The sequence below is a fragment of the Reyranella soli genome (genome assembly GCF_007992495.1).
GTDB classification, from domain to species: domain Bacteria; phylum Pseudomonadota; class Alphaproteobacteria; order Reyranellales; family Reyranellaceae; genus Reyranella; species Reyranella soli.
The window spans coordinates 1-26,883 of record NZ_BKAJ01000003.1; the positions used below are offsets into that span (position 1 = coordinate 1).

28 protein-coding genes are annotated in these 26,883 nt (G+C 67.1%); 12 read left to right on the forward strand and 16 right to left on the reverse strand.

The window, feature by feature from the left end:
* Positions 1 to 45: 45 nt before the first annotated feature.
* Both RSO01_RS00105 and RSO01_RS00110 read right to left on the reverse strand, forming a co-directional pair.
* Entirely contained in the window at positions 46 to 408 is a 363-nt protein-coding gene (locus tag RSO01_RS00105) for a hypothetical protein (protein WP_147144920.1), read from the reverse strand.
* Between the two features lie 121 nt (positions 409 to 529).
* Positions 530 to 1,564 carry a TIGR03617 family F420-dependent LLM class oxidoreductase gene (locus RSO01_RS00110; RefSeq protein WP_147144922.1) on the reverse strand — a complete coding sequence of 345 codons (1,035 nt, stop codon included), beginning with the start codon at positions 1,562 to 1,564 and terminating at the stop codon, positions 530 to 532.
* A gap of 108 nt (positions 1,565 to 1,672) precedes the next feature.
* Here RSO01_RS00110 and RSO01_RS00115 point away from each other — a divergent pair, with 108 nt between their 5' ends.
* Positions 1,673 to 3,316 (forward strand): GMC family oxidoreductase, encoded by a 1,644-nt coding sequence (locus RSO01_RS00115; protein WP_147144924.1) that lies wholly within the window; start codon positions 1,673 to 1,675, stop codon positions 3,314 to 3,316.
* Between the two features lie 10 nt (positions 3,317 to 3,326).
* On the opposite strand, the gene RSO01_RS00120 is transcribed toward RSO01_RS00115, so the two are convergent.
* A complete protein-coding gene (locus RSO01_RS00120) occupies positions 3,327 to 3,638 on the reverse strand; it encodes a hypothetical protein (protein ID WP_147144926.1) in 312 nt (103 codons plus the stop codon).
* 114 nt (positions 3,639 to 3,752) lie between these two features.
* Complete coding sequence (locus RSO01_RS00125) at positions 3,753 to 4,529, reverse strand: short-chain dehydrogenase/reductase (protein WP_147144929.1); 777 nt, start codon at positions 4,527 to 4,529, stop codon at positions 3,753 to 3,755.
* A gap of 113 nt (positions 4,530 to 4,642) precedes the next feature.
* Here RSO01_RS00125 and RSO01_RS00130 point away from each other — a divergent pair, with 113 nt between their 5' ends.
* The 3 genes from RSO01_RS00130 (at position 4,643) to RSO01_RS00140 (ending at position 8,343) form a co-directional block, all read left to right on the forward strand.
* On the forward strand, positions 4,643 to 5,146 hold the full coding sequence (locus RSO01_RS00130) for a hypothetical protein (RefSeq protein ID WP_147144931.1): 504 nt from the start codon (positions 4,643 to 4,645) through the stop codon (positions 5,144 to 5,146).
* 7 nt (positions 5,147 to 5,153) lie between these two features.
* Positions 5,154 to 5,969, forward strand: a complete 816-nt coding sequence (locus tag RSO01_RS00135) for a glycoside hydrolase family 25 protein (RefSeq protein ID WP_147144933.1) — start codon at positions 5,154 to 5,156, stop codon at positions 5,967 to 5,969.
* 223 nt (positions 5,970 to 6,192) lie between these two features.
* A complete protein-coding gene (locus tag RSO01_RS00140; protein WP_170302759.1) occupies positions 6,193 to 8,343 on the forward strand; it encodes a CaiB/BaiF CoA-transferase family protein in 2,151 nt (716 codons plus the stop codon).
* An 18-nt stretch (positions 8,344 to 8,361) separates the two neighbouring features.
* Here RSO01_RS00140 and RSO01_RS00145 read toward each other — a convergent pair whose 3' ends face one another.
* A complete protein-coding gene (locus RSO01_RS00145; RefSeq protein WP_170302760.1) occupies positions 8,362 to 9,375 on the reverse strand; it encodes a DUF3616 domain-containing protein in 1,014 nt (337 codons plus the stop codon).
* 180 nt (positions 9,376 to 9,555) lie between these two features.
* Positions 9,556 to 10,473, reverse strand: a complete 918-nt coding sequence (locus RSO01_RS00150) for an enoyl-CoA hydratase/isomerase family protein (protein WP_170302761.1) — start codon at positions 10,471 to 10,473, stop codon at positions 9,556 to 9,558.
* An 86-nt stretch (positions 10,474 to 10,559) separates the two neighbouring features.
* Between RSO01_RS00150 and RSO01_RS00155 the strand changes: the two genes are divergently transcribed.
* The 3 genes from RSO01_RS00155 (at position 10,560) to RSO01_RS00165 (ending at position 13,889) form a co-directional block, all read left to right on the forward strand.
* Positions 10,560 to 12,272, forward strand: coding sequence for a gamma-glutamyltransferase family protein (locus RSO01_RS00155; protein ID WP_147144941.1), 1,713 nt, complete (start codon positions 10,560 to 10,562; stop codon positions 12,270 to 12,272).
* Positions 12,273 to 12,355: 83 nt separating this feature from the next.
* Positions 12,356 to 12,787, forward strand: coding sequence for a hypothetical protein (locus RSO01_RS00160; protein ID WP_174825904.1), 432 nt, complete (start codon positions 12,356 to 12,358; stop codon positions 12,785 to 12,787).
* Between the two features lie 193 nt (positions 12,788 to 12,980).
* Positions 12,981 to 13,889, forward strand: coding sequence for an LLM class flavin-dependent oxidoreductase (locus RSO01_RS00165; RefSeq protein ID WP_147144943.1), 909 nt, complete (start codon positions 12,981 to 12,983; stop codon positions 13,887 to 13,889).
* Between the two features lie 98 nt (positions 13,890 to 13,987).
* Here RSO01_RS00165 and RSO01_RS00170 read toward each other — a convergent pair whose 3' ends face one another.
* Entirely contained in the window at positions 13,988 to 15,346 is a 1,359-nt protein-coding gene (locus RSO01_RS00170; protein WP_147144945.1) for an NAD(P)/FAD-dependent oxidoreductase, read from the reverse strand.
* Between the two features lie 229 nt (positions 15,347 to 15,575).
* Here RSO01_RS00170 and RSO01_RS00175 point away from each other — a divergent pair, with 229 nt between their 5' ends.
* The gene (locus RSO01_RS00175) at positions 15,576 to 16,316 is read left to right on the forward strand and encodes a class I SAM-dependent methyltransferase (protein WP_147145106.1); all 741 of its coding nucleotides are present in this window, start codon (positions 15,576 to 15,578) and stop codon (positions 16,314 to 16,316) included.
* Here RSO01_RS00175 and RSO01_RS00180 read toward each other — a convergent pair whose 3' ends face one another.
* Entirely contained in the window at positions 16,317 to 17,162 is an 846-nt protein-coding gene (locus RSO01_RS00180) for an SDR family NAD(P)-dependent oxidoreductase (RefSeq protein WP_147144947.1), read from the reverse strand.
* A 30-nt stretch (positions 17,163 to 17,192) separates the two neighbouring features.
* Positions 17,193 to 17,516 carry a hypothetical protein gene (locus tag RSO01_RS00185; RefSeq protein ID WP_147144950.1) on the reverse strand — a complete coding sequence of 108 codons (324 nt, stop codon included), beginning with the start codon at positions 17,514 to 17,516 and terminating at the stop codon, positions 17,193 to 17,195.
* Positions 17,517 to 17,664: 148 nt separating this feature from the next.
* Between RSO01_RS00185 and RSO01_RS00190 the strand changes: the two genes are divergently transcribed.
* On the forward strand, positions 17,665 to 19,197 hold the full coding sequence (locus tag RSO01_RS00190; protein ID WP_147144952.1) for a hypothetical protein: 1,533 nt from the start codon (positions 17,665 to 17,667) through the stop codon (positions 19,195 to 19,197).
* A 19-nt stretch (positions 19,198 to 19,216) separates the two neighbouring features.
* On the opposite strand, the gene RSO01_RS00195 is transcribed toward RSO01_RS00190, so the two are convergent.
* Complete coding sequence (locus tag RSO01_RS00195) at positions 19,217 to 19,852, reverse strand: cell envelope biogenesis protein TolA (RefSeq protein WP_147144954.1); 636 nt, start codon at positions 19,850 to 19,852, stop codon at positions 19,217 to 19,219.
* Between the two features lie 116 nt (positions 19,853 to 19,968).
* On the opposite strand from RSO01_RS00195, the gene RSO01_RS00200 reads away from it, so the two are divergent.
* Positions 19,969 to 20,160 carry a hypothetical protein gene (locus tag RSO01_RS00200; protein WP_147144956.1) on the forward strand — a complete coding sequence of 64 codons (192 nt, stop codon included), beginning with the start codon at positions 19,969 to 19,971 and terminating at the stop codon, positions 20,158 to 20,160.
* A gap of 311 nt (positions 20,161 to 20,471) precedes the next feature.
* Here the strand turns inward: RSO01_RS00200 and RSO01_RS00205 are convergent, their stop codons facing one another.
* Positions 20,472 to 21,710: a CinA family nicotinamide mononucleotide deamidase-related protein gene (locus RSO01_RS00205; protein WP_147144958.1), complete on the reverse strand. Its 1,239-nt coding sequence runs from the start codon at positions 21,708 to 21,710 to the stop codon at positions 20,472 to 20,474.
* Between the two features lie 109 nt (positions 21,711 to 21,819).
* Between RSO01_RS00205 and RSO01_RS00210 the strand changes: the two genes are divergently transcribed.
* On the forward strand, positions 21,820 to 22,533 hold the full coding sequence (locus RSO01_RS00210) for a ribonuclease activity regulator RraA (RefSeq protein ID WP_147144960.1): 714 nt from the start codon (positions 21,820 to 21,822) through the stop codon (positions 22,531 to 22,533).
* Between the two features lie 62 nt (positions 22,534 to 22,595).
* Here the strand turns inward: RSO01_RS00210 and RSO01_RS00215 are convergent, their stop codons facing one another.
* The 4 genes from RSO01_RS00215 to RSO01_RS00230 all read right to left on the reverse strand — a co-directional run bounded on the left by RSO01_RS00215 (position 22,596) and on the right by RSO01_RS00230 (position 25,620).
* Positions 22,596 to 22,982 carry an OsmC family protein gene (locus RSO01_RS00215; RefSeq protein WP_147144962.1) on the reverse strand — a complete coding sequence of 129 codons (387 nt, stop codon included), beginning with the start codon at positions 22,980 to 22,982 and terminating at the stop codon, positions 22,596 to 22,598.
* A gap of 27 nt (positions 22,983 to 23,009) precedes the next feature.
* The gene (locus tag RSO01_RS00220) at positions 23,010 to 23,270 is read right to left on the reverse strand and encodes a histone (RefSeq protein WP_147144964.1); all 261 of its coding nucleotides are present in this window, start codon (positions 23,268 to 23,270) and stop codon (positions 23,010 to 23,012) included.
* A 66-nt stretch (positions 23,271 to 23,336) separates the two neighbouring features.
* Complete coding sequence (locus tag RSO01_RS00225; RefSeq protein ID WP_246157912.1) at positions 23,337 to 24,446, reverse strand: FAD-dependent oxidoreductase; 1,110 nt, start codon at positions 24,444 to 24,446, stop codon at positions 23,337 to 23,339.
* A 97-nt stretch (positions 24,447 to 24,543) separates the two neighbouring features.
* Complete coding sequence (locus RSO01_RS00230) at positions 24,544 to 25,620, reverse strand: hypothetical protein (RefSeq protein ID WP_147144968.1); 1,077 nt, start codon at positions 25,618 to 25,620, stop codon at positions 24,544 to 24,546.
* Between RSO01_RS00230 and RSO01_RS00235 the strand changes: the two genes are divergently transcribed.
* Positions 25,619 to 26,065, forward strand: coding sequence for a hypothetical protein (locus tag RSO01_RS00235; RefSeq protein ID WP_147144970.1), 447 nt, complete (start codon positions 25,619 to 25,621; stop codon positions 26,063 to 26,065). The genes RSO01_RS00230 and RSO01_RS00235 overlap by 2 nt on opposite strands.
* 38 nt (positions 26,066 to 26,103) lie before the next feature.
* Here RSO01_RS00235 and RSO01_RS00240 read toward each other — a convergent pair whose 3' ends face one another.
* Positions 26,104 to 26,832: a hotdog fold domain-containing protein gene (locus RSO01_RS00240; RefSeq protein WP_147144972.1), complete on the reverse strand. Its 729-nt coding sequence runs from the start codon at positions 26,830 to 26,832 to the stop codon at positions 26,104 to 26,106.
* Between the last annotated feature and the right edge of the window lie 51 nt (positions 26,833 to 26,883).

Genomic DNA, 26,883 nt, shown 5'->3' on the forward strand with positions numbered 1-26,883 from the left:
GGGCCTCCGGCCCGCTCAGGAGCGGGCCGGAGGCCCGCGCTCCCTTTAAGGTCGTGCGCAGCGATCGGCGATGTCCTTGGCATCGCCGCCGGCGTCGGTAGTCGGCCCGCCATAGACGCTGCGATAGGCGACCTCGGTGCCGCCGCCGCCCAAGCTGCGGATGTTGAACGTGCCCATCACGCCGCCAGCCGCATTGGTGACGACAATCTGGGCGCGGCCCGGCGAGAAGGTCGGCGTGACGGTGAGCAATGGCCGCTGCGAACGCGCCACGATGCAGTTCGCCAGCGGCTCCCACGGCGCCTGGTAGGCGGCCGTCCAGGTCGGCGGTCGCTGGTCCATCTGGCTGACGGACTGGCAGGCGGTGAGGGCAGAAAGGGCGGCGACGGCGAGGATCGTTTTGCTGTTCATGGCCGAAGAATGCCCCGAGGGTATGCTGATTGCGAGAGCTCTTTGTCTTCCGGACCGCGCGCTTCCAGCGCGGTCATGATCATGTGCGCGCTGGAAGCGCGAGGTCCGGAAGAGCATGATTCTAACTGGCCTTCCTCACCGCGCGCGCGACCTCGCCCCAGCGCTCGAGCACCTTGGGATCGACCTCGCGCCAGTGCGAGGCGAGGTAGATCACCAGCCGCGAGGCGATGCCCTTGTAGCGCTCGATCATGCGGTCGGCGACGTCGTCCCAGCGCGCCACGATGGCGAACTGGTCCAGGATCTCGTCGGTGATCAGCGCCTCGCTGCCGGCGCTGTCGCCGGCCTTCAGGCAGGCGCTTAGCTTGTCGCGCAGGCCGACATGGCCCAGGTCGTCGAACTGGAAAGAGTAGTTCGGTGTGGCGCCGTAGAAGCCGATGGTCGTCTTGGCCTCCTTGATCGGAGTCATGCGCTCCTCCGGCGTGTCGCCGGCCGCGACGATCACCGGAACGATCAGGTCGACGTCCTCAAGCTTGCGTCCGGCCCGCTTCGCGCCCTCGGCGACGCCGGGCAGCAGGCGGTTCTTGATGTAGTGCATGGAATGCATGGGATGCACATGCACGCCGTCGGCGACCTCGCCCGCCACCCTGAGCATGATCGGGCCGACCGCCGAGATGTCGACCTTGACGTCCTCGAACGCGTGCCGCGGCGGCGTCCACTGCTCGGTCAGGAGGTTCATCTTGTAGTAGGGGCCGTCATGCTGCAGCGGGCCCTCGCGTCGGAACGCCTTCAGGCAGGCCTTCACCGCCTGCACATAGTCCCTCATCTGCGGCGCGGGCTTGTCGAACGGGCTGCCGTAGCGCCGCGTGATGTGCGCCTTCACCTGGCTGCCCAGCCCCAGCCGGAACTTGCCGTTGGTGTTCTGCGCCAGCTCCCAGGCGATCTCCGCCGTCACCATCGGGCTCCGGGCGAAGGCGATGGCGATGCCGGTCGAGAAATGCAGCGAGGGCGCCGCCAGCGCGGCGGCCGCGATGTTCATCCACGGCACCTGGTGGCCCTCGGTGAACAGCATGCCGGAGAAGCCTGCTGCCTCGGTGCGCCGCGCCAGGCTGGCCACGTTGTCCCATGTGGTGGCGCGCGTCATGACATCGAATTCCATGGTCTTGTTCCTGTGCCGCGATGCGGGTGAATACGCGTGACGCCCGTGTCGCGGCCTTGCCATGGCGGAAACGGGCAGGTCAAGCTCGCCCACAGGGGAACGCGAACCATGACGACCAGCACAGCCTCATATGACTACATCGTCGTCGGCGCCGGCTCGGCGGGCGCCGTCGTCGCCACCCGGCTGAGCGAAAGCGGCAGCCATCGCGTGCTGCTGCTCGAAGCCGGCACCGAGGGTTCCAGCTACTTCTGGTCGCGCGTGCCGGTCGGCGTCTCCAAGATGATCGACCTTCCCGCCGTCAACTGGTGCTTCTCCTCGGAGCCCGACGAAGGCTCGGGCGGTCGGCGCATAGAAGTGCCGCGCGGCAAGATGCTGGGCGGCTCGAGCTCGATCAACGGCATGGTCTATATCCGCGGCCAGGCGCAGGACTACGACCACTGGGCGCAGCTCGGCAATCGCGGCTGGAGCTGGCAGGACGTGCTGCCGGTCTACAAGCGCATGGAGAATTACGACAATGGCTCGGACGCGCTGCGCGGCCGTTCGGGGCCGCTCCGCGTCACCGACACGCCGCGCCACAAGATCCCGCTGCTCGAGACCATGATCGAGGCGGCCAACAAGATCGGCCTGCCCTTCAACCCCGACCTCAACGGCGAGACTCAGGAGGGCATCGGCATGTCGCAGGTGACGATCGCCAAGGGTCGTCGCCAGAGCACGGCCTTCTGCTACCTCGATCCGGCGCGCGGCCGGCGCAACCTCACGATCGAGCAGGGCGCCCTGGCCGAGACGCTGATCCTCGACGGCAAGCGCTGCGTCGGCGTGCGCTATGCCGTGAACGGCCAGAAGCGCGAGGCGCGGGCCGGGTGCGAGGTCATCGTCTGCAGCGGCTCCATCAACTCGCCCAAGCTCCTGGAACTCTCCGGCATCGGCCAGGGCCAACGGCTGCGCTCGCTCGGTATCGTGCCGGTGCACGAGCTGAACGGCGTCGGCGAGAACCTGCGCGACCACTATTCGCCGCGCGTGAAATTCGCCATCACGGCGCGCAACGCCACCTTCAACGACAATGCGCGCGGCTGGCGCCTGGCGCGCGAGGCGCTGAAGTACGCGCTCTGGGGCGAGGGCTTTTTGGCGACGACGTCGGTGCCGATCCGCATGTACTTCCGCACGCGGCCCGGGCTCGACTCGCCCGATGCCACCATCTCGATCCTGCCGTTTCTCTACGAAATGGTCGGTCGCGAGCGCCGCGTCGCCAAGCGCCGCGGCATCACCATGAACGTCAATGTGCTGCGCTCGGAGAGTACCGGCTCGGTGCATGTGAAGTCGGCCGACCCCGCCGAGCCGCCCGCCATCCGCTTCAACTTCCTATCGGCCCGAGCCGACCGCGAGGGCCTTCTGGCCGCCATCCGCAAGGGCCGCGAGCTGATGGCGACGTCACCGCTCAAGGAGATGACCGGCGAGGAGATCGCGCCCGGCGCGCACCTCAAGACCGATGACGAGATCATCGAGTGGGTGCGCAACAATGCCGAAACCACCTACCATCCTGTCGGCACCTGCAAGATGGGCGGCGATCCGATGGCCGTGGTCGACAACGAGCTCAGGGTGCATGGCATCCAGGGCCTGCGGGTGGCCGATGCCTCGATCATGCCGACGCTGACCAGCGGCAACACCAACGCGCCCTGCATCATGATCGGCGAGAAGTGCTCAGAAATGGTGCTGGCCGCTGCGGCCTCGGGAGAGTGCAAAGCGGCCGCTTGAGGGAAGGGACCTATCGCCGAACGGGTTCCCGAACGAACACTTCGCGGCTCGAGCCGGAGCGCCCGGCGGGAACGGCGACCACGTTGCCTTGGCGATCGATCGGATTACCCTGCATGTCGTATTGCTCGCCGAACGTCATGCCGTGGTCGGACAGGGTTCCATAGACGACGGTCTCGGGAACCGTCATCGACGCCACGCATCGGCCGGCGTTCTGGCCCTGCGTCTCCTGCGTCTGCATGCAGGTGCGATCGAAGGCTTGGGCGCCGCTTGCGAACGAGAGCGTACCGACGATCAGGAGGGCGGACAGGCCGCGCGATAACATGAATTCCTTTGCCGGCGGCCGTTGATGCCACCTGGCTGATCAACTCGGTCGCGGCCGGAAAGTTGCCGCCCTGTTGTGCCTTAAATGGGCGCTGCAGGGTGGCTGCAAATCCCCCTACAAAACCCCAGCAAAGTGCGCCGCGCCGCCGTCGATCGTGACGACGGTGCCGGCGATGTGCGAGGCCCGGTCGGACGCCAGGAACGCCACGAGATCGGCGCACTGCTCGGCGGTTCCGACCGGCGGCTGCTTGGGGATCAGCTCGCGCCAGCGCTCGGCGTCGCCCAGCTTGTCCTTGGCGGTTGCGCGCAGCATGGTCTCCATGCGCTCGGTGCTGATCAGGCCGGGATTGCAGGCGACGATGCGCACCTTGTCGACCAGGCTGGTACCGCCCATGCCGCGGGTGAAGGCCATCAGCGAGGCATTGCCGGCGCTGCCGGCGATATAGCCCCAGGTCGGCCGCTCGCCGGCGGCACCCAGCACGTTGACGATGACGCCGCCCCCCTTCGCCTTCAGGACGGGATAGACCGCGCGGCAGAGGTTGATGTAGCCGAACACTTTCAGGTTCCAGGCGTCGCGCCAGCGCGCTTCGTCGATCGTCTGCAGGTCGCCGGCTGGGATGGCGCCGGCATTGTTCACCAGGATGTCGATGTCGGAGCAGGCCGCCGCCAGCGAGCGCGCGGCGTCGCCGTTGCTGAGATCGACCGGGTGGACCGTCACCGACACGTTGTGCCGGGACTGGATCTGCTCCTTGGCGCGCTCCAGGTCGGCCTTGGTGCGCGACGCGAGGTGCAGGTGGCAACCCTCCTCGGCAAGCTGCCTGGCGCAGGCGAGCCCGATGCCCTTGGATGCGCCGGTGACGAGAGCGGTCTTGCCGCGCAGATGGAGATCCATATCGACCTTCCCCCAGTGATGTCTTGGAACCGGCGGCGAGTATGGGCTAGAACGCCGGCTGCCAGTAGGCCGCTGAGCCGAGAGGCGGCACGGGAAGGGGAAACATTCTCCATATGCATGCGCTCAGGAACGTCGTCGCGGTTGTGGCGTGCGCGTCGATACTGGCAGCCTGCGCCAGCAACGATTCCTATCAGGCTGCCGCCCTGCAAGCGTCCGATGGCGGCGACCAGAAGGCGGCGGTAAGCCTGGCAAAGAAGGAGGTCGAGCGATTCTCCGATAAATGCTCGTCAACCAACAGGCTCGAGTGCGGGACGCTTGCGCTGGCTTACGGCGCGCTGGCGTCGTACCAGATCCTCGACCGCGATCGGGCTGGCGGAGAAGGCAGCTTCATCCAGGCCAAAGGGGCGTTGAGCGTGACCGATCCCGCAATCAGGGCAAGCGCCACCGGCATGGTCTATCGGGACGTCTCCGAAGCGTTCTGGAAAGCCGGCGATCAGGAGCGTGCCATTGCCGTGTTCAAGGAAGGCCGTGCCGCGGGTGGAGACGAGTACCTGTTCATGTCCTCTGCCGCCCGGGCTGCCGGTCAGCAGCCGACCAGGAAGCCATCGACAGATTGACGCCCGGATGATCTCGCGCAGGACCCTGCTTTCTTCCAGCCTGGCGGCTTCGGCCGTGGCCGGCTGCAGCACCAACCGGACGATCGCGCCGCCCTATCAGATGCCGATCGCGCCACCGCCGCCGGACCGCGCGACGCTGGGCCTGGACGCCGTCATCGACCTGAGCCGCGGCGTCACCGTCACCAGCTTCGGGCAGGTCCGCCAGAGCGGCATCCTCGGCGTCATCCACAAGGCGAGCGAAGGCGGCGACTATGCCGACACGGCGTACGCCGGGCGGCGGTCGCAGGCCGAGGCGGCGGGCCTGCTGTGGGGCGCCTATCATTTCGGCACCGGCCAGATGCCGGGCGAGCAGCAGGCGGCGTTCTTTCTTTCCATGTCGCGGCCGGGGACGCGGACCCTGCTCGCTCTGGACCTCGAGGCGAACGAGAACAATCCGTCGAACTCCATGCGGCTCGACCAGGCGGAAGCCTTCGTGCAGGTGGTGGCCCAGGCAACGGGCCAGCTGCCGGTTGTCTACGTGCATCCGACCTGGGCCAACGGCGAGCCGCTGCCGAACTCCGGCCTCAGCCTCGGCGCCGTGGTCACGCCGGCCTCGATCCTGGCGCGCTGCGGCCTGTGGGTCGCCGACTACCATGATTCGCCCGAGGTGCCGCGGGCCTGGGAGGCGACGGGCTGGAAGCTCTGGCAGTACGCCGGCGACGAGAGCGCGGGCCGCCCAGCCTACGGCCAGACCACCATCGTGCAGGGTGTCAGCCACTGCGATCGCAACCTGTTCAACGGCGACGCGGGCGCGCTTCGGGGCTTCTGGGGCTCGAGCACCTGAGCCTCGCGAATGGCGCACCTTGACCGCCCCGTAGCAGGTACGGGACGGCTCCGCGTCCGAAGGCAAATGGTCTGGCACAATGAGAGCGCCTTGATTGAGTTGCTGTACGATGCAGTGCTTGCGTTGCGCCGTGAACGAAGGATGCCGTGAACGACGCTTGACGTCTCCCTGATCCTCGACGCGAATTCGTTGTGCGGATCGATGAGCGATGGGGAAGACCGGCATGGCGTTGCTGACCGGATTCAATGTCCTTCAGATCGGACGCGGTCCGGCGGCCGCGGTTTGCGGTCGATTGCTGGCCGACGTCGGCGCGCAAGTGACCTGCATCGACCCTGGCGCCGGGGCGACGCTGCTGGACCATCTCAATCACGGCAAAGCCGTTGCCGTTGACGCAACGGAACAACGCAAGGCCTTGGCAGCGGCGCATCTGATCGTGCGGGAAGGGCGAGGTGCCTACGACATGACCGAGCTGCGCCAGGTCAACGCGTCGGCGATCATCGTCACGATCTCTCCCTTTGGCGAGACAGGCCCTCGGGCGAACGACCCGGCCACCGACCTGACCCTGTTCTTTGCCAGCGGAATTTCGCGTCTGCTGACCGGCCAGGTCGACGATCTGACGGAGCCGCCGATACGTCCCGTCGGTGAGCAATCCGCCTTCATTGGCGGATTGGCCGCTGCGTGCGCCGGCATGCATGCGTCGCTAGGCAACCAGTCCGGTGCGTCGATCGATGTGTCGATCCACGAAGCCCTGGCGACGCTCGCCATGACCGAGCTCGCGCGCGCGGGCCTCGGCAAGAAGAGCTGGGAGCGCAAGCGCCTGACCGACGGCAATGGCGCAACGGTGACGATCCTGCCGGCGAGCGACGGCTACGCCGCGATCTCCCCCCGCGAGGAGAAGCAGTGGGCATCGTGGCTCGAAGCGATGGGATCACCCGCCTGGGGCGACGACCCGCGCTTTGCCACCAAGGCCGATCGAGTGAACAACTGGGACGCCCTGCACGCGCTGATGTCGGAATGGAGCCGGCGGCACGACAAGCAATCGATCGCCGACACGGCGCAGCGCGCGCATGTGCCGAGCTTTCCCCTGCGCGAGGTCGCCGAGCATCTCGACACGCCGCAGATGAGGCATCGCCGGTACTACGCGCCGCATAATCTCGCGGGAAAGACGATTCAACGACCGGGCACGCCGTTCGGGCTGAGTGTTGTCGCGTCGAACCGCAAGCAGGAGACCCCGAGGGGGCCGATGCCGCTGTCCGGCATCCGCGTGCTCGACTTCAGCTGGGTGATCGCGGGCCCGACGACGACGCGCTACCTGGCCGCGATGGGCGCGGAGGTCATCAAGATCGAAGCGCCCGGCAAGGGAGACCCGGGGCGCGCAACGGAACTGCATACCGCGCTCGGCCAGGCGAAGAAGAGCATCGCCATCGATCTCAAGAAGCCGCAGGCGGTCGAGATCGTGCGGGCGCTTGCCGCGAAATCCGACATCCTGATCGAGAATTTCGCCACCGGCGTCATGGACAGGCTCGGTCTCGGCGCCGAGGCGCTGAGGGCCGTGAACCCCGATCTCATCTACATCTCCGCATCGGGCATGGGGCGAACGGGGCCGGACGCTCAGGCCGTCGCCTACGGGACGCTGTTGCAATGCTACAGCGGCTTTGCCGGTCTCAATCGTCATCCCGAGGTCGCGCCGCGAGTCGGCTTCGCGTGGCTCGATCCGATGTGCGGCCTGATGCTCGCCTTCGTGGCGGCCGCCGCGCTGTGGCATCGCCAGCAGGAAGGAGGGGTGGCGCGCGTCGATTTCTCGATGATCGAGGCGATGCTGTGGACGATGGCGGAGCCGCTGGTCACGACCCAGCTCGGCGCACCGCCAAAACCGGTGGGCAATGGATCGATGCATCATGCGCCGCACGGCGCCTGGCGCTGTGCGGGTGACGAAGACTGGGTCAGCATCGTCGTGCGCACGAATGAGGAATGGCGCGCCCTGTGCCATCTCGTGCCGGGCCTGGCGGACATGGCGTCGCTCGATCTCCGGCAGCGCCGCGACGCGCAGCACGCGATCGACGCTGCCCTGGCTGCCTGGGCCGCCGCCCGGTCGGCTGCCGCGGTCGCCGAATCGCTCTTGAATGCCGGCATTCCCGCCGCCGCTCTCGCGCGTCACGGCGACCTGGTGCAAAGCCCGCATCTCGCCGCCCGCGGCTTCTGGGACAAGCAAGGTAGCGGCCTGTTGCCAGGATTGCCGTGGCGCGCAAGCTTCGGCCGCACGCTCGGGCCTGCGCCCGAACTGGGCGCCGATGCCGATCATGTGCTCGCGACCGTCCTCGGCCTGTCGCCGGAACGCATCGCCGAGCTGCGGACGAGCGGCGTGCTCGGCTGAAGCGGGCTCGCAGCCCTTTTACGGGGCGGGAACCAGGACGGTGCGCGGTGCGCCGTCCTTCGCGTCCTTGCCGTCGGACACGATCAGCAGTCGCAACTGACCGGACGATACCTCCAGCGGCAGAATGCCCTCGGGTTTGCTCTGCTCGGCGGCCTGCGCCTGATCAGTGATGTCGCCGAGGTGCTTCATGTCGGGGCTGCTCGTATCCCACCAGTAGACATCGTAGCGACCTCTCTCGCTGCCGACCGGGCCCGCAAGGACCAGCAAGCCACCTCCGTACGGCGCCAGATCCCGCACGCCACGCCCTTTATCGAGCTTTACGACGACCAGCTTGGCTCCACCGGTGCCCGAGCCGAACAGCGACTCGAGCGGCACGGAAAGGATAGGTGCGCCGGGAAGGGACGGGCCGCGAAAGCCGGCATAGAGCCTGCCATTGAGGATGGCGAGCCCCTCGATGGTGACTCCGTTGCCCTCGGTCTGGGCATTGGGCTCGAGACACTTGTCCATGTGCGGCTGCAGCGTCGGCTCGGCCGCGATGAAGTCGCGCAGCTTGGCGTTCCGGGTGATGTCCACCACGTCGTGCCTCGAGAGAGTCTTCCCGACCGACGGCTTCAGCCGGATCCGCACGATCTGGCTGGAGGCGGCAATCCTCGCCTTGTTTTTCTCTGTCAACGGCCCGACGCAGTCGGTCGTGTCATGCCGCGCATGGCCGTGCGAGCCGATGACGTAGAAGGCACCGCCATCTTTTGGATCCGAGTAGAAGGCCACGCCTTCACCGTCCAGCTCGAGATCCCTGCCGCCAAAGGTGTTCTCGATCAGCGGCACGACATCGCCGGGCTGCAGTTCGCCGTCCTTGAGCGTGAGGAACTGGCCGCTCTGCAGGTTGTCGTCGATCACCAGGCAATGCCGCGGGAAACCGCTCGATGTCATGCAGGCTATACCGCTCACATCGCGCGAGTGCTTGCCGTCCTCGCCGAGGATGCGATCGACGACGGTCCACTCCTCGCCGGCTTTCGCCTCGTTGCCCGGCAAGGGCAGGACGACGAACAGGCAGACAACGGCACACAAGCTTCTGGACCAGGCGTGATCGAGGCAGGACATGGTGGGCCTCCCGCGAAAGCTCGTTCGCGTGTCGACGATGCAATGGCACCGTGCTGCGCGCATCCCGTATTGAGAGAATATCTTATTATGATGCAACTTTCCAGAGAGTACTCAAAATTCCCCGCTGCGATAGGCCTCGTCCAGCCGCTTTGCGTCCTCTTCCGAGAGATCCGGCCAGGCATCGCCGCGCTTGCGCAGCTTGCCGTCGAAGTTCGGCTTGCGCTTCTCGTTGAACGCCTGGCGGCCTTCCTCGCCGTCCGTCGTGGTCTGGATGAGCAATGAGTTGATCAGGTTCTGCACGTGCCACGCCTGGTCGGTCGGCAGATCGCCGAAGCGGACCACGAACTCCTTCATCATCCGCACCGCGACGGGAGGCAGCTTGCAGATATGGCGGGCGAGCTCCTCCGCCCGTTCCAGCAATCGCGCGTGCGGGACGACCTCGTTGATGAGGCCGATCCGCAGCGCCTCCTGCGCATCGAACGGCTCGTCCGTCAGCAGGATCTTCATGGCATCGATGTAGCGCAGCTGCTTGACGAGCAGGCTGGCGCCGGGTCCATGCCCCAGCCAGCCCTGAGTCAGGAGGGCGAATTTGAAGCGCGCATGCTCGGCGCTTGCAATCCTGATGTCGGTCGACGCCAGCAGGGAGTAGAGACCGGCGCCCGCCGCCCAGCCGTTCACCGCGGCGATCACCGGCTTCCACACCCGCGGATAGTGATCGCCCATGCGTCCGTCGACACCGGTCTTCTGGCCATGCACCGTTCCGGCCAGCGGCCAGAAGATCCGCTGTGTGCGCAGATACTCGCGCTCTTCTTCCGTGATGTTCTCCCGCGGCGCGAGATTGTGGCCGCCGCAGAAGTGGGTATCGCCCTTGCCGGTCAGGATCGCGCAGCGGATCGAGCGATCTTCCCACAGGTCGATCCACGCCTCGGAAATCGCGTCCGCCGTGGGCTTGTCGAAGATATTCGCCTTCGCGGGGTTGTTCAGCGTGATGTAGGCGACGCCGTCGCGCTTCTCATAGTCGATGGGCAAGCGGTCCTCCTCCCATGAAAAGTGGCAGAGCGTGCACTTGGATCGGATATTGTAGGATTCGGTTCCAACGGCCAAGGGAGAGCCTGATGCGGATGCAGCCAATGGTCATCGGCCACCACTACATGGCGTCGGCCGGGCAGTATCTCGCGACCGAGGCGTCGCATGCGATCTTGCGCGCCGGCGGAAATGCCATCGATGCCGGCGTCGCCGGCGGCATTGCGCTCGGCGTCGTGCACAGCGACCAAGTACAGTTCTCCGGCGTTGCGCCGATGCTGATCTACCTCGCCGATCGCGACGAGACCGTGTCGATCGCGGGGCTGGGCTGGTGGCCGAAGGCGCTGAACATCGAGACGTTCATCCGCGACCACAACGGCACGATTCCAGTCGGGCTTCAGCGCACCGTGGTGCCGGCGGCGCCCGACGCCTGGATCCTCGCGCTGCAGCGCTACGGCACGATGAGCTTCGGCGAGGTCGCGGCGTCGGCCATCCGCTACGCGCGTGACGGCTTCCCGGTGCACAGCGTGATGGCGACCTTCCTGCAGGACAAGGTCGAGGACTATCGGCGCTGGCCGCAGAACGTCGCGATCTTTCACCGCGACGGTGCGCCCCTCGAGGAAGGCGATCGCCTAGTGCAGGCCGATCTCGGCCGCACGATCCAGTACATGGTCGATCAGGAGAAGGCGGCGGTGGGCAAGGGCCGCGAGGCCGGCCTGGCGGCGGCGCGCGACGCCTTCTATCGCGGCGACATTGCCCGGACGATTGCTAAGTATCATCGCGAGAATGGCGGGCTGCTGACCGAGGCGGATCTTGCCGAATACCGCTCCGAGATCGAAGCGCCGCTCAGCTACAGCTTCAAGGGCACCGAGGTGATGAGCTGCGGTCCCTGGTGCCAGGGCCCGGTGCTGCTTCAGATGCTGTCCATGCTGGACGAGGTCGACCTATTAGCGCTCGGCCACAACTCCAAGGCATACGTCCATCTCCTGGCCGAGGTCATGAACCTCTGCTTCGCCGACCGCGAGCGCTACTACGGCGATCCGCGCTTCGTCGACGTCCCTATGGAGACGTTGTTGTCGCGGCCCTATGCCCAGGAGCGGCTGAAGACGATCCGCAACGACCGCGCCTTCGGCGAGATGCCGCCGGCCGGTCCTGTCGCCGGCCACGTCGCGGGCCACACCCGCCAGCCGTCGGTTGCCGTCGGCGAGCCGGGGTTGCCGGGCGACACGTCTTACGTCTGCGTCGTCGATTCAAAAGGCAACGCTTTCTCGGCGACGCCGAGCGACGTGTCGTGGGAAAGCCCGGTCATTCCCGGGCTGGGCCTCTGCCCATCGTCGCGCGGCTCGCAGTCCTGGGCCGATCCTGGCCATACCTCCGTCGCCGCGCCGGGCAAGCGACCCAGGCTCACGCCCAACCCGGCGATGGCGATGCGCAAGGGCGAGTTCCTGATGCCGTTCGGCTCGCCCGGCGGCGATCTGCAGCCGCAGGGCATGCTGCAGGTCCTTCTGAACCACGTGATCTTCGGCATGGACATCCAGCAGTCGGTCGAGGCGCCGCGCTTCATCACCCGCAACTTCCCCGACAGTTTCGAGCCGCACACCTATTATCCGGGCCGCGTCGACATCGAGCAGGGCATCGGCCGTCCGACCGGCGAGGCGCTCGCTGCCATGGGCCACCAGGTGAACTGGCTGCCCGATCTCTCGCTCAAGACCGCCGGTGTCTGCGCCATCTCCGCCGACCTCAAGGCCGGCAAGCTCTACGGCGCCGCCGATCCCCGACGGACAGGGCGGGCGATGGGTTGGTAGGGGGTGGCTTTCGATCTGTTGAAGCAACGCTCCGTTGGTCGGAACGGATTTCAAGAATCATGAAGCTCCGATAAAAGTGACCAATGACTGCGCAAATCAGACACAGGATTTACGGGACGCCCTTGGAAGAATGGATAGAGCTCGTCCCGGGGGAGCTTGAGATCGATGCTGTCAGCCTCCGGAACATCCTTGTCGCAGGGCGCGAAGGCTTCGGATTGTCGGATGACCAACTGATCGACTATGTCCGGCGCAACATATTGCTATTGCTCGCTAAGGGCGCAAAGCCGGTCGTTGGGGCCTTGGATGGCGTGCACTTCTGGTCGCTTGTCGACTACGGAAACGCACCGGAAGAAATAGCGGACGCGATCATAGGGGAATGGCAGCGTGTGGGACGGGACCCCGAACTCGGTGATTTGTCGTTCGCAGTGCCCAGCATTTACGAGGCGACCATACCTCCCGAGGCCAAGGCCGACATTGAGAGGTTGGAATCGCTGAGAAGAGATAAGGGGAATTAGACCGACAACGACGCCGAACGCCGTGCAGGTTTGTCTCCATCAGAGCGTCACAAGTATAGAAAACCTAGCTAGCTTGCTCGCGCGATCGGCAGGCCCGCACGAATGATGGAAGTAAATTGATTCTGCCGTTCACGGGGTAGATGGCTATGCTGCACTCCAAGTCTGGCAATGTTGCCTAATTGGGGTAGGAAGCATGACCAACCAACTCCGCTTCTCCGTGCTCGTGCTGCCGAACGTGCCGTGGCCCGATCTTCTGCGCCGCTGCCGCCACGTCGAGGAGCTTGGTTTCGATTCCGTCGGTCTCGCCGACCATCTCGTCGACTGGGCCGGCGGCAAGGGGCCGTGGTTCGAGCTGTGGTCGCAGCTCGCCGCCATCGCCCAGGCGACGACGCGCGTGCGGCTGACGACGCTGGTCGCGCAGATCCCGCTGCGTAATCCCGCCCTGTTGGCACTGCAGGCGCTCACCGCCGATCACATTTCCAATGGCCGGCTCGATGTCGGGCTCGGCATCGGGCTGGAGATCGATCCGTCGTATCGGATGATGGGCATCGACAATTGGAGCGCGAAGGAACGCGTCGCCCGCTTCGGCGAATATGTCGAGATCGTCGATCGCCTGATGTCGCAGGAGGAGACGACGTTCCAGGGCCGTTTCTACAAGGTCGATGCGGCGGCGCTGCGCCCGCGCCCCGTCCAGTTGCCGCGCCCGCCCATCGTGATCGCCGCGATGGGTCCCGTCATGCTGGGTCATGCCGCGCGCCATGCCGATGTCTGGAACAGCATCAGCTTCGCCAAGACCTTCGAGGCCCAGCTCGACGAGACACGCCAGCGCGTGGCCGCCATCGACGCAAGCTGCGCCAGGATCGGCCGCGACCCGACGACCTTGCGGCGCTCCTACCTCATGTTCGACCCGACCGCCCGTTCGAGCGGTGGCAAGATCAAGTACTACGAGTCCGAGGAGACCTGCCGGCAGATGGTGGAGCAGGTGATCGCGCTCGGCATCTCGGACATCGCGTTTTACTACCCCATGCTCGAAGAGCAGCAGCCGACCTTCGAGCGTATCGCGCGGAACGTGCTGCCAGCGTTGAAGGCCGCGCACGGCTGAGACTGCAAAGTCCCGTCATCCCGACCGGAGCCGAGCGTAGCGAGGCGGAGCGGAGGGACCTGTTTTTGTGGATGCATCGACAAAAACAGGTCCCTCGACTACGCCGCCCTTCGGCCGGCTCCGCTCGGGATGACGGGAAGCGATGTACTCTTCGCCAGCTTCGAGTCCTGCCAGGCGAACCAGCGCATCGCGAGCGGCAGGAACCAGGGATTGCCGCGATAGAGCGGCAGGGTAGGGAAGGCGTCTCGTTCGAAGGCGGTGACGCCATCCGTCAGGCCGAGGATCTTCTGCGCAATCTTCAGCCCGAAGAACGAACCCATGGGCACGCCGGCGAAGTTGTAGCCCATGCCGTACCAGACGCCGTCATGGCAGCCGATATGCGGCATCATGTCGAACGTGCCGGCGCATTGCCCCGTCCAGACGTGGCTCAGCTTGACGTCGGCCAGGTCCGGCAGCGCACGCCGGAGCCGCCCATGCAGGAGGCTGGCAATGGCCACGGGATCTTCCAGGCCGTTGGCCGTGGCGCCGCCGAACAGCAGGCGCGGCGAGTCCGGCGCCGGCCGGAAGAAATCGATGTCGAGGTTGGAATCGATCACCGTGCGCCGGTGCGGCAGCTGCTTCTGCAGCAGCGTCGGCGTCAGCGGCTCGGTCGCCGCCATGTAGCCGACGAAGGGAATGAGGCGCCGGGCGTGCCAAGGCAGGCTTTTCGGCGTGTAGCCGTTGGTGGCGACGATCACGTCCTGCGCGCGTGTCGGTCCGGCGGCAGTGGTGACACGGAAACGGTCGCCTTGCTGGCCGATCTGCTCGATCGCCATGACCTCGCAGTTCCCGAAGATCGCGACGCCAGCGGCCAGCGCGCGCTCCATCAAGCCGCGGTGATAGAGGCCCGGATGCAGCGATCCGAGATCGGGAATGACGGCGCCGCCGTCATAGAGGTCGCTCGCCATTTCCTCGCGCAGCCGCTCGCGCGGCAGCATGGCATAGGGCAGGCCGAGATCGGCCTTCATGCCGCTGAGCTCGCGGTCCAGCAGGGCGTAGTGCGCGGCGGAGGTCGCCGCGATGAGCCGACCGCAGCGCACGGCATGACAGTCGATGCCCTCCTCTTCGATGAAGGCGAGCGTGCTCTCATAGGCCGTCATCAGGTCGCGATAGATGGCGGCAGCAAAGGCGGCGCCCTTTGCGGCCTTCAGATCGATGTAGGATTTCTTGAGCGTGCGGCCGAGAAATCCGGCATTGCGCCGCGACGCGCCGTAGCCCGGCCGCTCCTTGTCGAACACCGCCACGCTTCGTCCGGCCCGGGCGAGCGTCAAGGCGGCGCGCAGGCCGGTGTAGCCCGATCCGACGACGGCTACGTCGTAGGAAGGAGCAAGCGCGCCACCGGCGACCTCAGTCAGTGGCGCTGCGTCCCACCAATAGGGTGCGTTCTTGAAGTCGGTCGTCAGCTGGAACTTACTCATCTTCCGACGGCATCCTTGACTCCGCGTAAGGCCTCGCCGAGATATTGGCCATGGTCGAGAAGGACATCCACATTGTCGCCCGAGTGGCCGGCATCCCCAACGCGGGGTGCCGGGGTGTCGACCACGCAAGCTGAATACGCGGATCGCCAATCCTGGCCTCGCCCCTCGCGGACGAGGTCTTTCGGCGTTTGAACGTGCCTCGTCCCCCTTTTCATTTGTGGAGATGAACGTGGCACAGAATATCTACGACAATTCCGATTTCTTCGCTGGTTACAACCAGTTGCCCCGACAGGTGCATGGACTGGCCGGTGCTCCCGAATGGCCGGCGGTCCGGGCCATGCTGCCCGCGCTGGCCGGCAAGCGCGTGGTCGATCTGGGCTGCGGGTTCGGCTGGGCATCGCGCTGGATGCGCACCGAGGGTGCTGCTTCCGTGCTTGGTCTCGACCTGTCGCAGAACATGATCGCGCACGCCAAGGCCGATACCTCGGATCCGGCGATCGACTATCGGATCACCGATCTCGAGACACTGGACCTGCCCGAGGCGGCTTTCGATCTCGCCTACAGCGCGCTCGCCTTTCACTATGTCGCGGATTTCCAGCGCCTCGCGCGCATGATCCACAAGGCGCTGGCAGCCGGCGGAGGCCTGGTTTTCACGATCGAGCATCCGATCTTCATGGCTGCGGCGCATCCGCATTGGATCGCCGATGAAGACGGCCGCAAGAGCTGGCCGGTCAACGATTATTCGATCGAGGGCGAGCGCCGAACGGACTGGTTCGCCAAGGGCGTGCTGAAGTACCACCGGACACTGGGCACGACGCTGAACACCCTGATCGACGCCGGCTTCGAACTGCGCCGGGTCGAGGAGTTCGCCCCGACGCGCGAACAGATCGAGCAGCTGCCGGGACTGGCCGAAGAACGGGAGCGACCGATGATGCTCCTGGTCTCCGCGCGAAAGACAGGAACGCGTTGATCAGCGCTTCGGGCCGCCGCCCGGCCAGACCGGGTTTTTTGCCAGGTCGGGCCAGCCGGCCGGCCCGCCCGAAGCGGCGATGGCCTCTGCGACGGGAAGCGAGGAGTCCCACTTCGCGGCAACGAAGCGCATGCCGGTGATGGCGCTGCCTGCATCGGAAGCGAGATGCAACATGGGCGGCGCCATCTTTTCCGGGCGGATCATCTGGCTGCGCTCCATCGACCCGTCGTCCGGCACCATCGGCGTATCCGTCGGCCCGCCCGGCACCACGACATTGACGGTGATGCCGGAGCCTTTCAGTTCGCCGGCCAGGCTGGCGCTCCAGGCTTCCAGGCCGGACTTGGCCGGGCCATAGGGCGAGAAGCCGGGATTGAGCATCGTGAAGAAGCTGGTGGTGACGTTGATGATCCGCCCGAATTTCCGGGCGCGCATGCCGGGCACGGCGGCGTGGGCCATGTAGAACGGCCCGGAGAGATTGACCGCCATGAAGCGGGCCCACAGGTCCGGCGCGATGTCCTCGATCTGCACGACGCGGCGCATGTGGTCTTCGCGCACCGTGGTCATCCCGACCGCGGCATTGTTGACCAGCACATCGAGGTGCCCGAAATGGCTGATCGTGCGGTTGACGCTGTCGCGACACGAAGCCGGATCCGACACGTCCATCGGCAGCGCGATCGTCCGGTCGGCGCCGAGCTCGCCATGGAGACGAAGCAGGGCGTCCTTCGAGGTGTCGCACAGGGCGACACGCAGGCCGGCGCCGACGAAGGCCCGCGCAAGGGCCTGGCCGATGCCGCCGGCGGCGCCGGTGATGAGGGCGATGCGGTTGTCGAGATCAGGTGCGGACATGTCGGGTACCTACGCTACAGGAGGGGCACTTCAGGCCGGCGAATAGAGCTCTTCCGCGACCTCCACGACTTCGCGCGTGCGCGTTATGCCTGTTCCCCAGACACGGTCGAAATCCGCCATCTGCGTGGCGAGCGCCGAGGAATCCAGAATCGCATCGGCCTCTTCGACGCTGGCGAACTCGTAAAGGGCGATATGGACGAGAGGATTGGTCCGGCTCCAGCAACGCCATGCGCGCTGCGCATGATAAAGCCTCACGCCATTGGGTAGGTGTTCGGTACTGTACCAACTGTCAAACTGCTGCCGATCAGCCATGTTGGTCAGTCTCGCCCGAACGATGAGAACGGCTGTAGCCATGGGCACCTCCGCAGCGGCGTTTCCTTGGAGCTAGAGACTATTGGCGGCCGGCACGTCAGGGAAGCCGACATCGTGCATCTCTGAGGCAACCCTCGGCCTGGCGGCTCCGTTGATGGCGCGCTGGATGCCCAGCGGAGCCCCTTCAGGCATGAGCGATCAGCCCGCCGACCTAAGCGCTCTCTCCGTCACAACCGCCGAGCCGCTGCGGCAAGGGCTGCTCACCCCGACGGTCATCGCCGCCACGGGCCTCGCCGCCATCCTGACGCTTGCCGCCGTCGATGCGGCGCTGCGCGGACCCTGGCTCGACGAGTTCTGGACCCTTGAGCTTTCGGATACCCGCAAAGGCCTGTCGGCGCTGGTCTGGGACGGCTGGATGCGCGATGCCCATCCGCCGGTCTTCAACGCCTGGGCGACCCTGCTTGCCTCGCTGGGCATCACCTCGATCCCGGCCGGACGCCTGGTCTCCAATATGCTCGTCGCCGGCCTGATGATCCTGGCGGCCTTCCGCCTGTCGCGGCGAATACCCGGGCAGGCGGGTTTCGCCGCTGCCCTGCTGCTGCTCACCCTGTCGCTGCCGCAGGCGATGGAATCCTTCGCCGTCTACCGGTCCTATTTCTGGCAGATAGCGGCGATCGGCACGCTGGCCCTGGTCGCCCGCCATGTCGCCGCGGCCAAGTCCGACCTCGCTTGGCGCCGTGACCTCGATGTGGCCGCGATCGCCGCGCTGGCGACGGTCGGCTCGATCGGCATCCACTATGTCGGTGCGCTGTTCGGCGGCCTTCTGGCCGCGGCCATCGCCGTCTGTGCCTTCGCCAGGGGGCTGCGGCGGTGGGCAACCCTGGTCCTGGCGACGGCGGCGCTGTCGAGCCTGTTCATCGCCACCAGCGTCGCGCTGCAGATGCCGAGCTGGGCGGCGCAGTTCGATCACAGCTGGATCGACCTGCCCGGCCTTGCCGCGCTCGGCGTGCTGGGGTCGCTCGCCGCGGCACCGCTCTGGCTCAATCCCGTGCCTCTGGCCGGCCTCTGGCTGGGCCGGGAGCGGGCCGGCGATGCGTCGCAGGCCTGGTTCGTCGCCATGATCGGTATCGTCCTGGCCGTCGGCATGGCCATCGTGTTCGCCGTCCATCTCGTCCAGCCGATCGTGGTTGATCGCTATCTCTTCGCCGTCCCGGTGCTGGTGTGCGCGCTGCTGGCCGTGCCGGCCGCGCGGCTTGCACGGGATCGATGGCTGTTCGGCCTGCTGGCGCTGGTGGCGGTGGCAGGCGCGGCGCGGCCGATGATCGAGACCGGCATCAGGCCCCTGTGGCGCGAGAATGCCCGGACGATCGCAGCCATCGTCGCCGGCTGTCCGACCACCCAGGTCTACGCCGCCAGCGGCTGGGCGCTGGGACCGGCCGCCGAGACCCGCGCAGCGCGGCGCGAAGACCCGGTCTTCGAACAGGCCTACCGGTCGCTCGCTGCGTCCGCGGGCTTTTCCGTCCGTTTCATCGGCCAGGGCGGCAGTGCACAGGCGACGCCGGGCGCCTGCCCGGTGCTGCTGTGGTACGAGCATACGCCCAACGAGGCGGAGGACGACCTGCCGTGGGCGATCGAGGCGGCCGGCTTCAGCGGACTGGAAGGCGCCCGCATCTCGGTGATGCGCAGCGCCACGGGCTTCGTGCTGCGCGCCGACCGGCCATAGGGACCATCAAAGGGGACCGTCAAACGAGACGCAGATGGCTGCCGGACCGCGCCTTGCGCAGGTCCGCCTCCAGGTCGTCCTTCTTCTTTCGCCAGCGCGCGTCCTCCGCTTGCGCTTTCTTGTCGAGCGCGGCGCGTTCCTTTTCGATCTCCCCGCGTTTCGCCTCGTGCTCCTGCCGGCCTTCTTCGAGCGCGGCTTCGGCGGCAGCGACCGCCCGCTCGCGGCGCTCGCGTTCTTTCTGCCGGGCCGCTTCCTCCTTGCGGCGCTCGCTGTCGCGTCGTTGCTGCTCCTTCTCGAAAGCCCGGGCAGCCTCGCGGGCCGCCTTGTCGTCGACGGGCTTCGGCGGCGGCTCGTGCTTCTTCGGCGCCGGCCGCTTCGCCGCCGGTCGCGGCGTGCTGGTGACGGGCAAGTCCGTGGGGAGCTTGGCATGTTCGCCGAAGGCGCCGTTCGAGCCGACCGGCCGCCGCAGGACGACGCCGGGACGCGCCATCGTCGCGGCAACGATCTTCGGATCGTCGGAGAGCTTGGCGAAGCCATGCTGGAAGAGATTGTTCTTCGAGCCCCAGGCGTCCAACGCCGCCTTCATCGACGGTGCGGCGACGGCGAGATCGAAGAATCCCGCTGAGGTCGTATAGGTCTTGAGCTTCCGGGCCATGGGTTCCGCGCTTTCCTGCAGCGCAACATTACCCGATTGCAGGAGGTTCCGGGCAACGGGCTCATTGGCCCCGGCATTGAAATCTCAGTGTTGCGCTCACATTGGAGGAGGAGACCGTGACGCCCGTTAAGCCCGCTCTGTTGGCGCGCTGGGCTTGCCTTGGTGCGCTCGTCACCGTTCTCGCCGGCTGCGAGGGCGAAGGAATCACTGCCTGGAGGAAGGACGATCCCGGCGGCATCTACCCGGCCGGAGAGATGAGTGGTGAGCCTGCATTCGGCATCGGATGGCGGCACCGCCTGTATCGATGACACTGAGTGCAGTCAGTGCATGCAAAGAATTTTGGCGTGATACGGTCCGCCAAAATCGCCGCCGTGCGTTTTGAGCTTGTGCGGCAATAGAACTTTAGTTATTATTCAGTTATAAGACGCACGCTCGGCGACGTCCTTTGCATGCCCCAACCATCACAGCGGATCCCGCACGCGCTGCCACGCCCACGACCGGGCGCGACAAGCGTGCGCAATTTGCTGTCTCATCCTGGGTGCACGCCACCCTTGAGGGGGGTAGCGCAACATGCGGGAACTGCGCTAATTCCCCCCGCAAGCCGCCTGCAGTGCAGGCGTCAGCGTCGCTCGAAGTCGATGCGCTCGTCGACCGGCAGGCCGAGCAGGTGACGGCGCAGGCAGTCCAGCCCCATCTCGACCGCGCCGGCGCGGATCCAGTCGCGGTTGCCGATCAGGCGCGCCTGGCGGGCGACAGTGCCGCTGCCGTCGGCGATGCCGATGCAGACCGTGCCGCCGAAATCGGGCCGCTCGGGGCCTTCGTCGAGGTCGATCAGCAGGGCGAGCGCATGGCTGGCGCGGCTTTCGTCGCGCAGCTTGCGGCCGACCGATTGCGCGGCCTCGGCCGACACGCCGTTGATGCCGAGCTCGCCCGGATCGCGCGTGACGACGCCCTTGCGGAAGATCCTCTCGGCGCCGGGCAGGGGCGCCAGCCGCGCCGCCATGTGGCCGCCGCTGAACATCTCCGCCGTGGCCAGGGTGAGGCCGCGCTCGAGCAGCGCCGCCAGCACCACGCCCTCCAGCGTCTGGTTGTCCTCGGCAATGATGAAGTTGCCGAGGCGCTTGCGCACCTCAGCCTCGACCGGCGCCAGCCTGATGTTCAGGTCGGCCTCGCTGTCGCTATGGATGGCGAGCTTGGTCTCGAGCTCGGGATAGTGCGCCTGGAAGCCGAGCTTGATGTGGCCGTTCTGGAAGGCCGGGATGTCGCTCAGCATGCCGTCGGCGCGCGACTCGCCGATGCCGAAGGTGTGGAAGCGTTTCAGCCGCGTCACGCCGGTGATGCCGCCGATCTTGAGCAGGCGCGGGATCAGCTGTTCCTCGAGCATGAGGCGCATCTCGCGCGGCACGCCCGGGGTGAAGAAGAAACGGGCCTTGCCGATGGTGACGGCGAAGCCGCAGGCCGTGCCAATCGGATTGTCGATGAACTCGGCGTTCTCCGGCAGCATCGCCTGCTTCTTGTTGTTGGGCGGCATGACGCGACCGCGCCGCGCGTAGTTCTGCTCCATGCGCGTCATCCAGTGCTCGTTCAGCACCAGCGGGACGCCGCACGCCTCGGCCGCCACCTCCTGGGAGAGGTCGTCGACGGTGGGGCCGAGCCCGCCATTGACGATCACCGCGTCGGCACGCTCGCCGGCCTGGTGAAAGGCCTGCAGCAGGCTTTCCCGGTCGTCGCCGACGGTGGTGCCCCAGTGCACGGTGAGCCCGACTTCGCCGAGCCGCCGCGCCATGTGGCTGTAGTTTGTGTTGATGGTCTTGCCGGTGAGGATCTCGTCGCCGGTGCACAGGATTTCGACACGCATGCGGGGACAGTAGCTGACCGCCTGCAACGAAACCACCTCGCGGAGACGGCCGTTGCCGGAGTTCCCCGCGGCCGGCTAGGGTCTCGCCAACCCAAGGGGAGGATTTTCAATGACGACGCTTTCATCCGATCTGCGCGAGGCCTTGGCCAAGGTCGGCACCTCGACGCTGACCGGCGTGCTGAACCGGCGTGGCCTCAAGAGCATGACGCTGTTCGACGTGTGGCCGCTGCGGCCCGAGCAGCCGCGCCTGGTCGGCATCGCTTTCACCATGCGATTCATTCCCTCGCGCGAGGACATGGACGGTCCCACCTCCAAGAACCGCTCGACCATCCAGCCGCAGGCGATGGAGGAATGCCCGCCCGGCCATGTGCTGATGATCGATTCGCGCGGCGATTCGCGGGCGGCCTCGGCGGGCGACCTCTATGTCGGCCGGCTGAAGGCGAGGGGTGCCGCGGGCATCGTCACCGACGGCGGCTTTCGCGACACCGACGGCGTGTTCAAGACCGGCCTGCCGGCCTACCATCGCCGGCCGTCCTCGCCGCCGAGCCCGATCGCCCACCGGCCGATCGACCTGCAGTTGCCGATCGCCTGCGGCGGCGTCGCCGTCTATCCGGGCGACATCGTGGTCGGCGACCGCGATGCCGTGCTGGTGATCCCGCCGGACATCGTCGAGGCGGTGGCCCAGGAAGCGCTCGACACCTACCACTACGAGGAGTTCGCCGAAGCCGAAGTGGCGCGCGGCCGCTCCCTCAAGGGCCTGTTCCCCGCCGCCGGCGAGGAAGCCAAGCGCGACTACGAGGAGTGGAAGAAGAAAAAGGGCTGACGCCTTCTGGGAGCGCGGGCCTCCGGCCCGCTGATGATGCGGGCCGGAGGCCCGCGCTTCCATCACGCCAGCGTCGTCCTGATCTCCAGCCCACCCTTCAAGGTCAGCGTCACCGGCGTGCGCTCGGCGATGTCGGCCATGCGCTTCTTCTGCTCGGCGTCGACTCCGCCCTCGATGGTGAGCACGCGATCGATGTGCTGCTTGTCGCCCTCGCGCACGAAATGCACGTCGGCGTGCACCGCCGTCACCGGCCACTGCTTGCGCTCGGCATACATCCGCAGCGTGATTGCCGTGCACGCCGCCAGCGCCGAGGTCAGGAGCTCATAGGGCCCCGGCCCGACATCCTTGCCGCCCAACGCCGGTCCTTCGTCTGCAGTCAGCCGGTGATGGCCGGTGACGATGGCGGTCTGGTAGTTGGTCGTGCCGATGCTTGCCTTGGCGTGCGCCATGCTCACCTCCGTCGCGGATGCGGCAGTCTAGCGGCGTGCGCGCTTGGCGGCTTTCCTGGCGGCCTTGGGTGCGACCTTTCGTGCGACCTTCCGGACGCTGCGCTTGGCCCGCGACACGGCCTTGCGGGTGGACTTCTTCGCCGCCTTCTTCTTGGTCGTGACCTTGCGCTTACCGGCGCCGATCTTGCGATTGACTGCCTGGACCGCTTGGCGACCGGTCCTCACGATCGCCAGCTCGGCGCGCACCACTGCATCGGCGACGGTGTCGACGATCCTGTTCTTGGCCATTTGTCGTTTGTCCCCTGCGTGACTCGCGTCGGGCAACGCTGCAGCATCGCCGAGGTTGCGAACCCTTTAGCGATACATCCGCATCCACTTGCGATCGATGTGGTCCTTCCACCACCACACCCATCGTCCTTCGATCGCCCAGCTGCCGCGCGTGGCGACGGCACGGCCATCGCCCGTGCCGAGGATGGAGAGATAGCGACGCTGCGGTACGAAGGGCTGCGGCTGCTCGCCGTTGAGCACGCGCCGCAGGTTGTCGGCCAACGGCGGCCCCTGGCGCACCGCGAAGACGCCGGCCTTGGGCCGGCGGTGCTCGAGCACGGTAGCGCAGTCGCCGGCGGCGAAGATGCGGTCATCGCCAGTCGAGGCAAGCGTGGCGTCGACGGCCAGGAAGCCACGCTCGTCGAGCGGCAGGCCGGTATCGGCGAACCACGGCGCGGCACTCGCCTCGGTGACGACGAACACTGCGTCGGCCTGGTGCCATTGGCCGTCCGCCAGCCGGACCGCGCCGCGCTCGATGCGCTCAGCGCCGCTCTGCTCGAGCAGCCGGATGCCGCGGCGCTGGAAGATCGCCCGCAATCGCCGGCGCGCCGCTTGCGCCTGGCCCATCAGGATCTCGTCCTTGGTGACGAGCGTCACCTGCAGATCGGCTGCCTTCGCCACGTCGCGCAGCCGATGGTCGATCGCCAGCGCCAGCTCGACGCCGCCAGCGCCGCCGCCGATCACCATGACGTTGAGCGGCCCCAGCCAGGTCTCCATGCGGCCACAGAACTCGAGCCAGCGTCGGCCCAGCTCGGCGATCGGCTTCACCGGGATCGCCCCTTGTTCCGCGCGCTCGATCGTGCCGACGTTGGGCGCCGAGCCGACGTCGATCGACAGCAGGTCGTAGTCGAGCGCCGGCCGATCCTTCAGGAGCACGCGCCGCGCCGCGCGATCGATGCCGGTCGCCTCGGCATGGACCAGTCGCGCGTGGGCCCGCTGGCAGAGCCGTGCCAGGTCGATGTGGCACTCCTCGAAGCTGTAAAGGCCGGCGACGAAGCCCGGGATCATGCCGGAGTAGGGCGTCTCGATATCGCGGCCGACCAGCGTCACCTCGGCGTCCGCCAGCGGCCTGTCACCGAACTGCTTCAGGACGTGGACGTGGGCATGGCCGCCGCCGATCAGCACCAGATGTCGCATCACCGATCGGTATATCCGACGATCGCTGGTACTGGTACGCCCATGAAAAATGTTGTATATCAATCCTTTATATCAATTTCTTTCAGTATTTTCGGAGCTACTGATGGCCGACATTTCCGGCCCCTCCGTTTCTCTCGAGCCAGCTCGCGGCAGGACGTCCTCCCGCTCGGGCGCCCGCTCCATCTGGGCGGTGTCGTGGCCGGTCCTGATCGGCCTTGCGGTGTTCGTGTTCCTGAACAACCCGTCGGGCCTGCCGCTCTTGAGCGACCCCGACACGCATTGGCACATCACCGTCGGCAACTGGATCCTGGCGCACGGCGCGGTGCCCACGGTCGACGCCTACTCCTTCACCTTCACCGGCCAGCCCTGGATCGCCAAGGAGTGGCTGTCGCAGATCCTGCTGGCGCTGGCCTTCAACCTCGGCGGCTGGGGCGGCGTGACCGTTCTTGCGTCCGCCGTGATCGGCTTCACCTTCGCGTTGCTGCCGCGCCTGCTGATGCGCGACATCCGGCCGTTGCCGGCGCCGCTGTTCACGGCGGCCGCGGCGGTCATGACGGCGCCGCACCTGCTGGCCCGCCCGCACATGCTGGTGTTCCCGCTGATCCTCCTGTGGGTCGCGGGCCTGGTGCGTGCCGTCGAGCAGCGCCGGGCGCCCGATCTCTGGCTGCTGTTGGTCATGCTCCTGTGGGCCAACATGCATGGCGGCTTCACGCTCGGCCTGCTGTTGGCGGGAGCCTTCGCGCTCGATGCCCTGGTCGGTGCGCGAGACGCCGCCGAGAGGCGCTCCCTGTTCGTCGCCTGGGCCAAGTTCGGCGTTGCCGCGCTGGTGGCGGCCTGCATCACGCCCTATGAACCGGAATCGATCCTGGTGACGTCGCGCATCTTCGGCTTCGGCGAGGCCTTGCGCCTGATCACCGAGTGGCGTCTGCCCGACTTCCAGAAGCAGCCGTTGCAGGAGCTGGTGCTGCTGGTGGCGCTCTACCTCGCGCTGTCGCGCGGGCTGAAGCTGCCGCTCGTTCGACTGCTGATCGTGCTCGGGCTGGTGCATCTCTTCCTGCAGTACGCCCGCAACGCCGAGCTCATGGCGACACTGGCGCCGCTCGCGACCGCCCTTGCTGGCGCGGCAGTTCCCGGCGATCGCCGCGCAGCCGCGGGCGTCCGGCCGCTTCGACATGTTCTCCCGTCCGTCGGGGCCGGCGGGGCTCGCGGCCTGCCTCGGCGTCGCGGGCCTGCTGGCGGGCGTGCTGATCGGGCTCGGCCGCGTCGCACCGCCACTCGAGAATTCGCCCACCGCCGCCATCGCCTTCGCACGCGACGCCGGCCTCACCAAGGGCCGCGTGTTCAATCACTACGGCTTCGGCGGCTATCTGATCAGCGCCGGTATCCCGACCTTCATCGATGGCCGCGGCGAGCTCTATGGCGGCGACTTCGTCAAGCGCCATGTCGAGGCCGTGGCGCTGCGCGGCGAGGAGCCGCTGGAGGCGATGCTCGATCGCTACACCATCGACTGGACATTGCTGATGCCGGAGCAGGCTGCCAACCGGTTGCTGGCGCGCCTGCCCGGCTGGCGCCGCGCCTACAGCGACGAGGTCGCGACCATCTTCGTGCGCGAGCGTTAAGCTTTCTGGGAGCGCGGGCAGAGGCCCGCGCTCCCAGTCTAATCCTTCAGCACGATCCAGGTGCAGGTGCCGACGGCGCACAGCCGGCCGGCCTCGGTGTAGAGGGCGGTGCCGGAATAGAGCTTGCGGCCGTCCTCGCCGATCTTCCAGCCGACCACGGCGCAGCGCTCGCCGACTTTCGGCGGCTCGATCACCTTGGCGGTCATGCGTCCGGTCACCGCCGGTCGCATGTCGTCGATGTCCTGCACGGCGAAGGCGCCCGGGCAGTCGAGCGTGCCCCACACGAACTCCGGCCTGATGCGGCCGGCATCGTCGGCGTGGTTGGCATGCGGCAGGTAGCAGGAGAGGGAATAGCCCGGCTGCGGCCCCGAGGTGCCGAACACGCGCAGGCCATCGCCCTCGCCGCGCTTGCGGCCGCAGACCACGCACCAGGTGAAGTCGCTGTCCTCGGGCGAGCCGCCGGTCTTGGCGCGGCGCAGCACGTCGTCCCAGTCGGTCGGCGCAGGCGGCGGTTTCAGATGCGCCACCGAGCCGGCACGCGCCTCGCAGATCAGCGTGTCGCCGTCGCGCAGCAGCAGCGCCTCGCTGTCGCGCACGACCTGCAGCGCGCGGTCGATCGGGATCGGCGCGCGCAAGGTGATCTCGACCGTGCCGTCACCGCCGAAGGCTTGTGTGAAGCGGCCGGCCATCACGCCGCCGACATAGCCGCCGTTGCCCGACAGGCGCGGGCCGTTGAAGCGCGGCTCGATGATGAGCGTGTCGTCCATCAAAACTCCCTGGCGCCGCGGACCTTGCCGACGCCTCGCCCGCGATGCAAG

Bases quoted from the DNA above. Each gene is read 5' to 3' on its own strand.
- RSO01_RS00135 (WP_147144933.1), top strand. From the start codon at position 5,154: ATGATCTCGCGCAGGACCCTGCTTTCTTCCAGCCTGGCGGCTTCGGCC.
- RSO01_RS00155 (WP_147144941.1), top strand. From the start codon at position 10,560: ATGCGGATGCAGCCAATGGTCATCGGCCACCACTACATGGCGTCGGCC.
- RSO01_RS00220 (WP_147144964.1), bottom strand. From the start codon at position 23,270: ATGGCCAAGAACAGGATCGTCGACACCGTCGCCGATGCAGTGGTGCGC.
- RSO01_RS00225 (WP_246157912.1), bottom strand. From the start codon at position 24,446: ATGCGACATCTGGTGCTGATCGGCGGCGGCCATGCCCACGTCCACGTC.
- RSO01_RS00165 (WP_147144943.1), top strand. From the start codon at position 12,981: ATGACCAACCAACTCCGCTTCTCCGTGCTCGTGCTGCCGAACGTGCCG.
- RSO01_RS00230 (WP_147144968.1), bottom strand. From the start codon at position 25,620: ATGTCGAAGCGGCCGGACGCCCGCGGCTGCGCGGCGATCGCCGGGAAC.
- RSO01_RS00185 (WP_147144950.1), bottom strand. From the start codon at position 17,516: ATGGCTACAGCCGTTCTCATCGTTCGGGCGAGACTGACCAACATGGCT.
- RSO01_RS00215 (WP_147144962.1), bottom strand. From the start codon at position 22,982: ATGGCGCACGCCAAGGCAAGCATCGGCACGACCAACTACCAGACCGCC.
- RSO01_RS00130 (WP_147144931.1), top strand. From the start codon at position 4,643: ATGCATGCGCTCAGGAACGTCGTCGCGGTTGTGGCGTGCGCGTCGATA.
- RSO01_RS00125 (WP_147144929.1), bottom strand. From the start codon at position 4,529: ATGGATCTCCATCTGCGCGGCAAGACCGCTCTCGTCACCGGCGCATCC.
- RSO01_RS00105 (WP_147144920.1), bottom strand. From the start codon at position 408: ATGAACAGCAAAACGATCCTCGCCGTCGCCGCCCTTTCTGCCCTCACC.
- RSO01_RS00180 (WP_147144947.1), bottom strand. From the start codon at position 17,162: ATGTCCGCACCTGATCTCGACAACCGCATCGCCCTCATCACCGGCGCC.
- RSO01_RS00240 (WP_147144972.1), bottom strand. From the start codon at position 26,832: ATGGACGACACGCTCATCATCGAGCCGCGCTTCAACGGCCCGCGCCTG.
- RSO01_RS00205 (WP_147144958.1), bottom strand. From the start codon at position 21,710: ATGCGTGTCGAAATCCTGTGCACCGGCGACGAGATCCTCACCGGCAAG.
- RSO01_RS00195 (WP_147144954.1), bottom strand. From the start codon at position 19,852: ATGGCCCGGAAGCTCAAGACCTATACGACCTCAGCGGGATTCTTCGAT.
- RSO01_RS00140 (WP_170302759.1), top strand. From the start codon at position 6,193: ATGGCGTTGCTGACCGGATTCAATGTCCTTCAGATCGGACGCGGTCCG.
- RSO01_RS00120 (WP_147144926.1), bottom strand. From the start codon at position 3,638: ATGTTATCGCGCGGCCTGTCCGCCCTCCTGATCGTCGGTACGCTCTCG.
- RSO01_RS00160 (WP_174825904.1), top strand. From the start codon at position 12,356: ATGACTGCGCAAATCAGACACAGGATTTACGGGACGCCCTTGGAAGAA.
- RSO01_RS00235 (WP_147144970.1), top strand. From the start codon at position 25,619: ATGTTCTCCCGTCCGTCGGGGCCGGCGGGGCTCGCGGCCTGCCTCGGC.
- RSO01_RS00170 (WP_147144945.1), bottom strand. From the start codon at position 15,346: ATGAGTAAGTTCCAGCTGACGACCGACTTCAAGAACGCACCCTATTGG.
- RSO01_RS00190 (WP_147144952.1), top strand. From the start codon at position 17,665: ATGAGCGATCAGCCCGCCGACCTAAGCGCTCTCTCCGTCACAACCGCC.
- RSO01_RS00110 (WP_147144922.1), bottom strand. From the start codon at position 1,564: ATGGAATTCGATGTCATGACGCGCGCCACCACATGGGACAACGTGGCC.
- RSO01_RS00115 (WP_147144924.1), top strand. From the start codon at position 1,673: ATGACGACCAGCACAGCCTCATATGACTACATCGTCGTCGGCGCCGGC.
- RSO01_RS00210 (WP_147144960.1), top strand. From the start codon at position 21,820: ATGACGACGCTTTCATCCGATCTGCGCGAGGCCTTGGCCAAGGTCGGC.